General features: G+C 71.4%; 10 protein-coding genes and 1 pseudogene. 8 read left to right on the top strand and 3 right to left on the bottom strand.

The features are described from left to right. Positions 1-204 precede the first annotated feature (204 nt). The gene (locus ACFV9H_RS40240) at positions 205-354 is read right to left on the bottom strand and encodes a hypothetical protein (protein WP_167344738.1); all 150 of its coding nucleotides are present in this window, start codon (positions 352-354) and stop codon (positions 205-207) included. 102 nt (positions 355-456) lie between these two features. After that, positions 457-1,134, bottom strand: a complete 678-nt coding sequence (gene phoU / locus ACFV9H_RS40245) for a phosphate signaling complex protein PhoU (RefSeq protein WP_385408761.1) — start codon at positions 1,132-1,134, stop codon at positions 457-459. 251 nt (positions 1,135-1,385) lie between these two features. Here phoU and ACFV9H_RS40250 point away from each other — a divergent pair. Together ACFV9H_RS40250 and ACFV9H_RS40255 are read left to right on the top strand one after the other, a co-directional pair. Further along, a pseudogene (locus ACFV9H_RS40250) lies at positions 1,386-2,544 on the top strand (sensor histidine kinase); the annotation flags it as partial. 93 nt (positions 2,545-2,637) lie between these two features. Next, positions 2,638-3,318 carry a response regulator transcription factor gene (locus ACFV9H_RS40255; protein ID WP_007265514.1) on the top strand — a complete coding sequence of 227 codons (681 nt, stop codon included), beginning with the start codon at positions 2,638-2,640 and terminating at the stop codon, positions 3,316-3,318. Between the two features lie 96 nt (positions 3,319-3,414). Here the strand turns inward: ACFV9H_RS40255 and ACFV9H_RS40260 are convergent, their stop codons facing one another. Continuing rightward, positions 3,415-4,104, bottom strand: a complete 690-nt coding sequence (locus ACFV9H_RS40260) for a DUF461 domain-containing protein (protein ID WP_385408763.1) — start codon at positions 4,102-4,104, stop codon at positions 3,415-3,417. A gap of 590 nt (positions 4,105-4,694) precedes the next feature. On the opposite strand from ACFV9H_RS40260, the gene ACFV9H_RS40265 reads away from it, so the two are divergent. From ACFV9H_RS40265 to ACFV9H_RS40290, 6 genes are all read left to right on the top strand, one after another. Further along, positions 4,695-5,177 carry a CarD family transcriptional regulator gene (locus tag ACFV9H_RS40265; protein ID WP_003953493.1) on the top strand — a complete coding sequence of 161 codons (483 nt, stop codon included), beginning with the start codon at positions 4,695-4,697 and terminating at the stop codon, positions 5,175-5,177. 295 nt (positions 5,178-5,472) lie between these two features. After that, complete coding sequence (ispD, locus tag ACFV9H_RS40270; RefSeq protein ID WP_385408765.1) at positions 5,473-6,219, top strand: 2-C-methyl-D-erythritol 4-phosphate cytidylyltransferase; 747 nt, start codon at positions 5,473-5,475, stop codon at positions 6,217-6,219. Continuing rightward, positions 6,209-6,814 (top strand): 2-C-methyl-D-erythritol 2,4-cyclodiphosphate synthase, encoded by a 606-nt coding sequence (ispF, locus tag ACFV9H_RS40275; protein ID WP_385408767.1) that lies wholly within the window; start codon positions 6,209-6,211, stop codon positions 6,812-6,814. The genes ispD and ispF overlap by 11 nt, the downstream gene beginning before the upstream one ends. 104 nt (positions 6,815-6,918) lie before the next feature. Then, on the top strand, positions 6,919-8,319 hold the full coding sequence (gene cysS, locus ACFV9H_RS40280; RefSeq protein WP_385408769.1) for a cysteine--tRNA ligase: 1,401 nt from the start codon (positions 6,919-6,921) through the stop codon (positions 8,317-8,319). Between the two features lie 104 nt (positions 8,320-8,423). Next, positions 8,424-9,395 carry a 23S rRNA (guanosine(2251)-2'-O)-methyltransferase RlmB gene (gene rlmB / locus ACFV9H_RS40285; RefSeq protein ID WP_385408771.1) on the top strand — a complete coding sequence of 324 codons (972 nt, stop codon included), beginning with the start codon at positions 8,424-8,426 and terminating at the stop codon, positions 9,393-9,395. A 133-nt stretch (positions 9,396-9,528) separates the two neighbouring features. After that, complete coding sequence (locus tag ACFV9H_RS40290; protein ID WP_385408773.1) at positions 9,529-11,061, top strand: DoxX family membrane protein; 1,533 nt, start codon at positions 9,529-9,531, stop codon at positions 11,059-11,061. Positions 11,062-11,132 lie beyond the last annotated feature (71 nt).

Below are 11,132 nucleotides of genomic sequence, written 5' to 3' on the forward strand. Positions count from 1 at the left end.
GCGCCGGCCGCGCCCGCCGCTCCCGCGCGCAACAGGGTCGTCCAGGCCGCCCCCGTACTGGGCGGCGTTCCGGCCACCGTGATCGAGGGCGCCGGGGTGGCAAAGGCCGCTCCCGTGGCACCGGCCGCGCCCTGACCCGTCGACGCACGAGGGCCCCGTCCGGATCCCGGACGGGGCCCTCACGTGCGCGCGGACGTGCGGCGGTCAGCCGCCGCACTGGCAGGGGGCGCCGGACTGGCAGCCGCAGCCGCAGCCCGAGCCGCAGCCGCAGGCCGCCAGCAGCGGGAGCCGCAGCGGCTCCGGCCTCGGCGGCTGCTCCTGCTCCGGGGTGATGGGGACGGGGGAATCGGGCATGGTTCCTCCTCGCAGGCGACGAACGGGAAGTCGTGCTGCCTTCGCCTCATTCATGCCCAGCCACACCGGCGCGTCAACGGCGCATTGGCGCAGTGACCCGGATCAGGCGCCGTCGACGACCGTCGGCTGCTGGAGGTCGTCCGCGTGCTCGCCCGTCACCAGGTACACCACGCGCTTGGCCACCGACACCGCGTGGTCCGCGAACCGCTCGTAGTAGCGGCCCAGCAGCGTCACGTCCACCGCCGTCTCGATGCCGTGCTTCCAGCGGTCGTCCATCAGGTGCTGGAACAGCGTGCGGTGCAGCTGGTCCATCTCGTCGTCGTCCGTCTCCAGCTGGAGGGCCAGGTCGACGTCCTTCGTGATGATGACCTCCGCGGCCTTCGCCATCAGGCGCTGCGCCAGCTGACCCATCTCCAGGATGGTGGCGTGCAGGTCCCGCGGCACGGCCGTGTCCGGGAAGCGCAGCCGGGCGAGCTTGGCCACGTGCTGGGCCAGGTCGCCGCTGCGCTCCAGGTCGGCGCTCATCCGCAGCGAGGTCACGACGATGCGCAGGTCCGTGGCGACCGGCTGCTGGCGGGCCAGCAGGGCGATGGCGCGCGCCTCCAGGTCGTGCTGGAGGTCGTCGACCTTCTGGTCGGCGGCGATGACGCTCTCGGCGAGCTTCAGGTCGGCGTCGAGCATGGACGTCGTGGCCCGCCCGATCGCGGAACCGACGAGCCGGGCCATCTCGACCAGGCTTTCTCCGATCGAGTCCAGTTCCTCGTGGTACGCGTCGCGCATGTCTCGTGTCCCTCTCTCGACCTACTACTACTGCTCTACTGCGGCTGCTGCTCTGGTGCTGATCCGCTGCTGCCCTGTTTCCTCGGGGCGGGTGTCCGTGCCCCACGTTTTCACGGTGAACCGCGAACGCGTCGGACTCCGGCATCACAAATGAATCAACCCCGTCGCCAGGGTGAACTCTGGGCGACGACTGTTCGAGGTGCCACCCGAACGGCTGTGGAAGTGTCGTCGAGCCTGCTTAACCTGGATCCATGGACGTGAACGCGGCGGTCGCCGCAGCTGCAGCGATCGCCGGTCTTTGCACCGGCGTCATCGCCATGCTGGCGTTCCGCTGGAGCGAGCGCGACCAGGCCCGCCCCACCCGGAGCTCCATGCGCCCCGACATCAACGCGGTGCTTCCGCCCGGCGTGGACACCGTCCTCTCCGTGCTGCGGTCCTCCGCCGTGGTGCTCGACGAGGGCGACGCCGTGGTCAAGGCGAGCTCGGCCGCGTACGCCCTCGGGCTGGTGCGCGGCGGCAAACTCGCCGTGGAGCCCATGCTGCACATGGCCCGCGACACCCGCCGCGACGGGGAGATACGCCAGGTCGAGCTCGACCTGCCCCGGCGCGGCACCGGCCGAGGCGAGGCCCTCGCCGTCTCGGCGCGCGTCGCCCCGCTGGGCTCGCGCCTCGTGCTGCTGCTGGTCGAGGACCTCACCGAGGCCCGCCGCATCGAAGCCGTACGCCGCGACTTCGTCGCCAACGTGTCGCACGAGCTGAAGACGCCGGTGGGCGCGATCTCCCTGCTCTCCGAGGCCGTCATGGACGCCGCCGACGACCCCGAGGCGGTCAGCCGCTTCGCGGGCCGCATGCAGATCGAGGCCACGCGGCTGATCAACCTCGTCCAGGAGCTCATCGACCTCTCCCGGGTCCAGAACGACGACCCGCTGGAGGACGCCGAGCCCGTGCGGGTGGACACCCTGGTGGCGGAGGCGATAGACCGCTGCCGCCACACGGCGTCCTCGAAGCAGATCACCATGGCGTCGGGCGGCACCGCCGACCTGCGCGTCTGGGGCAACCGCGGCCAGCTCGCGGCAGCCCTCGGGAATCTGGTCGAGAACGCCGTCAACTACAGCCCCGCCCGCACCCGCGTCGGCATAGCCGGACGCAGGGTGTCGGCACCTGGGGGAGACTTGATCGAGATCGCCGTGACCGACCAGGGCATCGGCATCCCGGAAAAGGACCGCGAGCGCATCTTCGAGCGCTTCTACCGCGTGGACCCGGCCCGCTCCCGCGCCACGGGAGGCACCGGCCTCGGCCTTGCGATCGTGAAGCACGTGGCGGCCTCGCACGGCGGGGAGGTGTCGGTGTGGAGCTCGGAGGGCCAGGGATCCACCTTCACCCTCAGGCTCCCCGAAGCGGCGGCGCAGGCCCCGGCGCCGGACCGTCCCACCCACTCCACCCCTGCCTGACCCAGTCACCGCCAGAAACCGCTCCAGCCATTCCTGCCCCGGAGGTCCTTCCGTGACCCGAGTGCTCGTCGTCGAGGATGAGGAATCCTTCAGCGACGCCCTGTCCTACATGCTCCGCAAGGAGGGCTTCGAGGTCGCCATCGCGGCGACCGGGCCCGACGGGCTCGACGAGTTCGAGCGCAACGGCGCCGACCTCGTCCTCCTCGACCTGATGCTCCCGGGCCTGCCCGGCACCGAGGTCTGCCGGCAGCTGCGCGGACGCTCCAACGTTCCCGTGATCATGGTGACCGCCAAGGACAGCGAGATCGACAAGGTCGTCGGGCTGGAGATAGGAGCCGACGACTACGTCACGAAGCCCTTCTCCTCGCGCGAGCTGGTCGCCCGCATCCGCGCGGTCCTGCGCCGCCGCGGCGAGCCGGAGGAGGTCACCCCGGCCGCGCTGGAGGCCGGTCCCGTACGGATGGACGTCGACCGCCACGTGGTCACCGTCGCCGGCGCCAAGGTGGACCTCCCGCTGAAGGAGTTCGACCTGCTGGAGATGCTCCTGCGCAACGCCGGCCGCGTACTGACCCGCATGCAGCTGATCGACCGGGTCTGGGGCGCGGACTACGTCGGCGACACCAAGACCCTCGACGTCCACGTCAAGCGCCTGCGCGCCAAGATCGAACCGGACCCGGGTGCCCCGCGCTACCTGGTGACCGTCCGCGGCCTCGGCTACAAGTTCGAGCCGTAAACCGGAGACCGGACATACGGGAAGGGCCCCGGCCGCATCAGCGACCGGGGCCCTTCCCGTTTGCGTACGTGTGACGCGGCTACGCGGTCACGTGCCTCAGTGGCCGGTGCCGTGCGAGGCGGAGCCGGACGGGGAACCCGACGGGGTGCCCGAGGCAGCGCCCGAGGGGGAGCCCGAGGCCGCGCCCGACGGGGAGCCCGCGGGGGACCCGGACGGCGTGCCCGAGGGGGCGCCGGACGGAGTGCCCGACGGGGTGGAGCCGGCGGCCGGGGCCACGGTCGGGCCGAAGCCCGCGTACATGCCGGTGGCGGGGACCACGAAGGCCTCCATCGGGACGTCGCCCGTGCTGCTCAGCTGGAAGACGACCTTCTGCGCGTCGCCGAGCTTCCCGGCCTCGGCGCCGTCCTCGATCACGGCGGAGGCGTTGCCCTGGCCGCCCAGGACCACGGACCCGCCGGCCGGCACGGTGACCTTGCCGGTGCCCGCGGCCGCCTTCAGGACGACCTTGCCCTTGCCGCCCGGGAGGGTGATGGCGTCGAGGGTCTGCGCCTTGTCGCCGGAGTTGAAGACCGTCGCCGAAACGGCGGCCGGACCCTTCTTGCCCTTCTCGCCCTGGGTGATCACCAGAGCGTTCTGGATCTTGATGTCGCCCTTGGTGACGGCGGCGTTGTCCGGCTTGACCTGGAGGGTCTGCGCGTCCCGGCCCGCACCGCACGCGGCCAGCGAGGCGATCGAGAACACGACGGCGGTGGCGGCGAGGGCGCCGCGTCGAAGGCTGCGGCTCACGGCGGCGGCATCTCCTTGGACGTACGGAACGGAAGGGTGGGTCCTCGGAACGGCCGAGGTAAAGCCGCTCTAAGGGTGTGTCAGCGCGCTTAGGTTACCGAGCCGCCACCCCGCCCCCGCACCCGACCCTCCGCAGCGCGGCGCCCGCCCTTGCCCCGGTCCCGCGATCTTTCATTCCCCTCGCCGATCACGCGGTCGATCATGTGGCGTCCGCATATCCCGCCGTGGAGTCCCGTTGATCAAATTCCGAGATTCCTTCGAACGGTGCTTCGTGATCAATTCAGGATTGGTCCGGAACCGATCCGTGTGGGTGTCCGCCAGTCGAACGGAGTAGTTCGGTTTCCCGGCCTGGAAACCGGCAAAACGGGACGTACGTCACACTGGCGGCGGCGTCGGGGAGGTGTAGCGTGGCCCTTTCGCCTGGTCCGCGCAGCGCCCCCGACCTGCGAATACCCCCTTCCGGAAGCCCTCCGCAGCACGTTCCTGTCGCTGTTGTCAAGCCCCGAGATGCGCTCTGACCTGCGAAAACGCCATTCATAACAGTCAGTTCTCGTGTTACCCTGGATAGCCACGGAAGGGGTACCTGTCACATGACGTTCAAGGTTGGCGACACCGTGGTCTATCCCCATCACGGGGCCGCGCTGATCGAGGCCATTGAGACTCGCCAGATCAAAGGCGTGGACAAGACCTACTTGGTGCTCAAGGTCGCCCAGGGCGACCTGACCGTTCGCGTGCCTGCGGACAATGCGGAGTTCGTCGGTGTTCGCGACGTAGTCGGCCAGGACGGGCTGGACCGGGTCTTCGAGGTGCTTCGCGCACCGTACGCAGAAGAGCCGACGAACTGGTCCCGGCGCTACAAGGCAAATCTGGAGAAGCTCGCTTCTGGCGATGTCATCAAGGTCGCCGAAGTGGTGCGTGACCTGTGGCGTCGTGAGCGTGAGCGCGGGCTTTCCGCGGGCGAGAAGCGCATGCTCGCGAAGGCGCGTCAGATCCTGGTGAGCGAGCTCGCGCTCGCTGAGAACACGAACGAGGACAAGGCCGAGGCCCTCCTCGACGAGGTTCTCGCGTCCTGACGCGAGTCCCCGTACCTCAGGTTCACCAAGTTCACCAAAACCAGGGTGTACACAGTTGTGCCGCGGTGCCCGATGACACGGTCTCTCCTCCACGAGAGACCTGTTGCCGGGCGCTGCGGCATGTCTGTACCCATGCCTTTTGATCTACCTTTTCAGATCCCACAACCTCAATGGCGTGCCGGGTCCGGGCAGCCTGCTCGACCGGTCGTCACGGAAGGGGCGAGGGCGTCGCACCCGGCACGCTTCTGGCCATACCCATGTCGGCCGAAGTCACAAACCTGGCTCGGAGCTACTGATGTCTGACGAAACGCGCCCCCACCGCACCGCCGCGGTGATCCCGGCCGCCGGCCGCGGGGTACGCCTCGGCCCCGGCGCCCCCAAGGCCCTGCGGGTCCTCGGCGGCACCCCGATGCTCGTCCACGCCGTTCGCGCGATGGCCCGCTCCCGCGCGATCTCCCTCGTGGTGGTCGTCGCCCCGTCCGACGGCGCCGACGAGGTGCGCCTCCTGCTCGCCGAGCAGTCACTGCCCGAGCGGACCGAGATCCTCGTCGTCCCCGGCGGGGAGACCCGCCAGCAGTCCGTACGCGCCGGCCTGGACGCGCTCCCGCAGGACGTCACCTCCGTGCTCGTCCACGACGCGGCCCGCCCCCTGGTCCCCGTCGACACCGTGGACGCCGTCATCGAGGCCGTACGCGACGGCGCCCCGGCCGTGGTGCCCGGCCTGCCGCTGGCCGACACCGTCAAGGAGGTCGAGCCCGGCAAGCCCGGCGAGCCCGAGCCCGTCGTCGCCACGCCCGAGCGGGCCCGGCTGCGCGCCGTGCAGACCCCGCAGGGCTTCGACCTCGCCACCCTCGTACGGGCCCACACCGCGCTCGCCGTCGACGGCGAGGGCGCCACCGACGACGCCGGCATGGTGGAGCGGCTCGGCATCACCGTCACCGTGGTCCCCGGCCACGAAGAGGCCTTCAAGGTCACCCGCCCCCTCGACATGGTCCTCGCCGAGGCCGTTCTCGCCCGCAGGAGGGCCACCGATGCGTACTAGCTCCGCAGGTTCGGCAGATCAGGGCGGGAGCTCCGGCATCCGAGCCGGGGCCCCCGCCCTGGCCGCGGACGGCTCCGCGGTTCCCGCCGAGGCCACGCGCCCGGCTGCGGCCCCCCTCGTCCCGCTCGTCGGGATCGGCACCGACGTGCACGCCTTCGAGACCGGCCGCGAGCTGTGGTGCGCCGGACTGCTGTGGGAGGGCGAGGACGGCCTCGCCGGACACTCCGACGGGGACGTCGCCGCGCACGCCGCCTGCGACGCCCTCTTCTCCGCGGCGGGCGTCGGCGACCTCGGCGCGCACTTCGGCACCTCCCGCCCCGAGTGGTCCGGCGCCGCCGGCGTCACCCTGCTGGCGGAGGCCGCACGCATCGTGCGCGCCGAGGGCTTCGAGATCGGCAACATCGCGATCCAGGTCATCGGCGTACGCCCGAAGATCGGCAAGCGGCGCGAAGAGGCACAGAAGGCGCTCGCCGCCGCGGCGGGCGCCCCCGTCTCGGTCTCCGGCACCACCACCGACGGACTCGGCCTCACCGGCCGTGCCGAAGGCCTCGCCGCCATCGCCACCGCGCTCGTGTACCGGACGAACCGGACCTGAGTACGCCCGGAGAAGGCCCTCGACGGCACAACTTCGACAACAAAGGTGCCCCACGTCCCCAAAGGGTCGCGGGGCACTGCTATGCGCGCACTACCCTGGATGCCGTGACTATTCGCCTGTACGACACCAGCGCCCGGCAGATCCGCGACTTCACCCCGCTCGTTCCGGGCTGCGTCTCGATCTACCTCTGTGGCGCCACCGTGCAGGCGGCCCCGCACATCGGGCACATCCGGTCGGGCCTCAACTTCGACATGATGCGCCGCTGGTTCGCGTACCGGGGCTACGACGTCACCTTCATCCGCAACGTCACGGACATCGACGACAAGATCATCGCGAAGGCGGCGGAGCAGCGCCGCCCCTGGTGGTCCATCGGCTACGAGAACGAGCGCGCCTTCAACGACGGCTACAGCGCGCTGGGCTGCCTCCCGCCCACCTACGAGCCGCGCGCCACCGGCCACGTCACCGAGATGGTCGAGATGATGCGCGGCCTCATCGAGCGCGGCCACGCCTACGAGTCCGAGGGCAACGTCTACTTCGACGTGAAGTCGTACGCCGACTACCTCGCGCTCTCCCGCCAGGAGCTCGACAACATCCGTCAGCCGGAGAGCACCGGCGAGACCGGCAAGCGCGACCCCCGCGACTTCGCCATGTGGAAGTCGGTCAAGCCGGGCGAGCCCTCCTGGGAGACCCCCTGGGGCCGCGGCCGCCCCGGCTGGCACCTCGAATGCTCCGCCATGGCGCACAAGTACCTCGGCGAGGCCTTCGACATCCACGGCGGCGGACTCGACCTGATCTTCCCGCACCACGAGAACGAGATCGCCCAGGCGAAGGCCTTCGGCGACGAGTTCGCGTCGTACTGGGTGCACAACGCCTGGGTCACCATGTCCGGCGAGAAGATGTCCAAGTCCCTCGGCAACTCGGTGCTCGTCTCCGAGATGGTCAAGAACTGGCGTCCGATCGTCCTGCGCTACTACCTCGGCACCCCGCACTACCGCTCGATGATCGAGTACAGCGAAGAGGCGCTGCGCGAGGCCGAGTCGGCCTTCGCCCGCATCGAGGGCTTCTACCAGCGCGTCATCGAGAAGGCCGGCTCGCCCGTCGAGCCCGCCACCGAGGTGCCGCTCGCCTTCGCCGAGGCCATGGACGACGACCTCGGCGTCCCGCAGGCGCTCGCCATCGTCCACACCACCGTCCGACAGGGCAACAGCGCCCTCGCGGCCGACGACAAGGACGCGGCCATCGCGCGCCTGTCCGAGGTGCGGGCCATGCTGGGCGTCCTCGGTCTCGACCCGCTCGACCCGCACTGGGCCGAGGAGTCCGACCGCGGCGAGGACCTCCACGGCGCGGTCGACACCCTCGTACGCCTCGTCCTGGACCAGCGCGAGTCCGCCCGCGCCCGCAAGGACTGGGCCACCGCCGACGCCATCCGCGACCAGCTCCAGCAGTCGGGCCTGGTCATCGAGGACAGCCCCACCGGGCCCCGCTGGACGCTCGGCCCCCGCTGAGCACGCCCGGCCCGGGCAGCTGAGCTTGGTGTGCCGCCCGGAGCTCCGGGCGTCACACTCTTCATACGTACATACCGCAGCACCAACGAAAACAGGTAGAAGTCATGGCCGGGAACAGCCAGCGCAGGAACCGCCGCACGTCCAACAAGAAGGGCGCGACGGTCGGCAGCGGTGGCCAGCGGCGCAAGGGCCTGGAAGGCAAGGGCCCCACGCCCAAGGCCGAGGACCGCAAGAAGCACAAGGCGAACCGCATCGCCAACGCCATGGCCCGCCAGGCCGCCAAGCGGCGCCCCACCCCCCGCCGCGGCGGCCCCAAGGGCACCAGTGAGATGGTCGTCGGCCGCAACCCGGTCTTCGAGGCGCTGCGCGACGGGGTTCCGGCCACGACGCTTTACGTCCAGCAGTTCATCGACAACGACGAGCGGGTCCGCGACGCCCTCAAGCTCGCCGCCGACCGCGGCAACATCAACCTGATGGAAGCCCCGCGCCCCGAGCTCGACCGCATGACCAACGGGCTCAACCACCAGGGCCTGGTCCTCCAGGTCCCGCCGTACGAGTACGCGCACCCCGAGGACCTCACCGCCGAGGCGTACGACAACGGTGACGACCCGCTGATCGTGGCCCTCGACGGCGTCACCGACCCGCGCAACCTCGGCGCGATCGTCCGCTCCGTCTCCGCCTTCGGCGGCCACGGCGTGGTCATCCCCGAGCGCCGCGCCGCCGGCATGACCGCCGGCGCCTGGAAGACCTCGGCCGGCACCGCCGCCCGCACCCCGGTCTCCCGCGTCACCAACCTGACCCGCGCCCTCCAGGAGTACAAGAAGGCCGGCATCGCCATCGTCGGCCTCGCCGCCGAGGGCACGCACGAGGTGCAGGACCTGGAGGCGCTCGCCGGCCCGGTCGTCATCGTCGTCGGCTCCGAGGGCAAGGGCCTCGGCCGCCTCGTCGGCGAGAACTGCGACTACCTCGTGCGCATCCCGATGCCGGGCGGCGCCGAGTCGCTCAACGCCGGCGTCGCCGCGGGCGTCGTCCTCTACGAGGCGGCCCGCCGCCGCGCCGCGACGCCGCGCGCTTGATCCACTTGGCTCACGGAATGTGACCCGTGAGCGTGTCACCCCGCCCGTTTCGGGCGGGGTGGCTTGATTTTGACGGGTCTCGGACACATCCCTGCTGTCAAGGCAGTGTCCTAAACACTGATCACTCGGTTAGATGAGTGTGGACACCAGAACGTCAGGGTTCGACGACCAGCCCGCGCTCAGCATGGTCAAGGTGCCGTGCGACCCCGCACAGGTCATCGTCAACCACGCCAGCTTCCGCGTGCGGCTCGCACCGAGCACGAGCGCGCGTTCCAAGCCCGCGAACGCCCCCGGCCGCGCACCCGTCCTCGGCGGCGCCGTGGTCGCTGCCGCCGGGGCCACCCGCCGCCGGGCCCCCGTCGTCTGGAGCGGCAGGTCGGCCCCCGGCGACTCCGCCGCCATGGGCGGACTCCTCCAGGCCGTACGCGAGGCCGGCCGCAGCCATGACGAGTACGGCGGCGACTACGACGGCGGAGCCACCCAGGTCATCCCGCGCATCGACCTCGCCCAGGACCTCGCCGACGACACCCTCGCCACGCCGACCGTCATCGGCCAGCGCACCTACGGCGACCCCGACGAGACCCGCCCGCTGAACGCCGTACGGGACCTGCCGTACGAGCGCGCGCCCGCGTACGCGGGCGCCGGGGGCCCCGACCACGGGACGGACGGCCGCCGCGCCGCCTCCGACTCCCGCGGCCAGGCCTCGTACTACCCCGGCCGCCGCATGAACCTCGGCGTCGTCCTGCTCCCGCTGCGCTGCTTCCTCGGCTTCATCTCCATCTACGCCGGCATGGGCAAGCTGTGCGACCCCGTCTACTTCGACGGCGGCGAACGCGGCTCCATGGTCACCTGGCTGCACACCCTGCAGCCCTGGGCCCTCGCCGAGCCGCTGCGCGACTTCGCCCTCGCCCACCCCGTCGGCGCGGGCCTCAGCGTGGCCTTCCTCCAGGTCATCGTCGGCGTACTGACCGTCTTCGGCCTCTGGCAGCGCTTCGCCGCCTGCTTCGGGGCGCTGCTCTCCGCCGCGCTCCTGATGACGGTCAGCTGGAAGACCGTCCCCGCCTACGACGCCCCCGACATCATCTACCTCGCCGCCTGGAGCCCGCTGATCATCGCGGGCGCCCCCGTCTACTCCCTCGACGGACGCCTCGCCGGAGAAGCCTGGCGCACCCTCGGACCCCGCTCCGAGATCTGGCAGCTGCGACGGCGCGTCCTGCGGCGCGGTGCCGTCATGGCCACCGTCGTCTGCGGGCTCACCCTGCTCATCGGCTCCCTCCTCGGCGGAGCCGTCCGCTCCACCACCGTGGTCACCGTGCCCGGCCCCGGCCAGGCCCCGACCAACTACCTCCCCGGTCAGCCGCTGCCGGGCACCCCGGCACGGCAGCAGCCCACGCAACAGCAGCAGCCCGCCAAGCCGCAGCCCTCCACCACCGCCACCGGACCCGCCGCGAAGCCGGGGGCGAGCGCCACCGGCGGCCCGGCCCGGGAAACCGCCGGGACGGGCTCCCAGTCGCCCACCGCGACGAAGGGCACCACCGGCAAGTCCACCCCGCGCAGCACCCCCCGCCAGTCCACCTCCCCGAAGGCACCGACCAGCTCGGGGAGCACCGGCGGCGGGACGCCGACCAAGCAGCCCGCCAACCTGATCGGCGGACTCATCGGCTGAGGCCCCACCGGCCCATCGGGCCACCGGCCGACACCACACGGGAAGGGCCCGGCGCGTGCGACGCGCCGGGC

This window comes from Streptomyces sp. NPDC059874, from assembly GCF_042731135.1.
Taxonomy (GTDB): Bacteria; Actinomycetota; Actinomycetes; order Streptomycetales; family Streptomycetaceae; genus Streptomyces.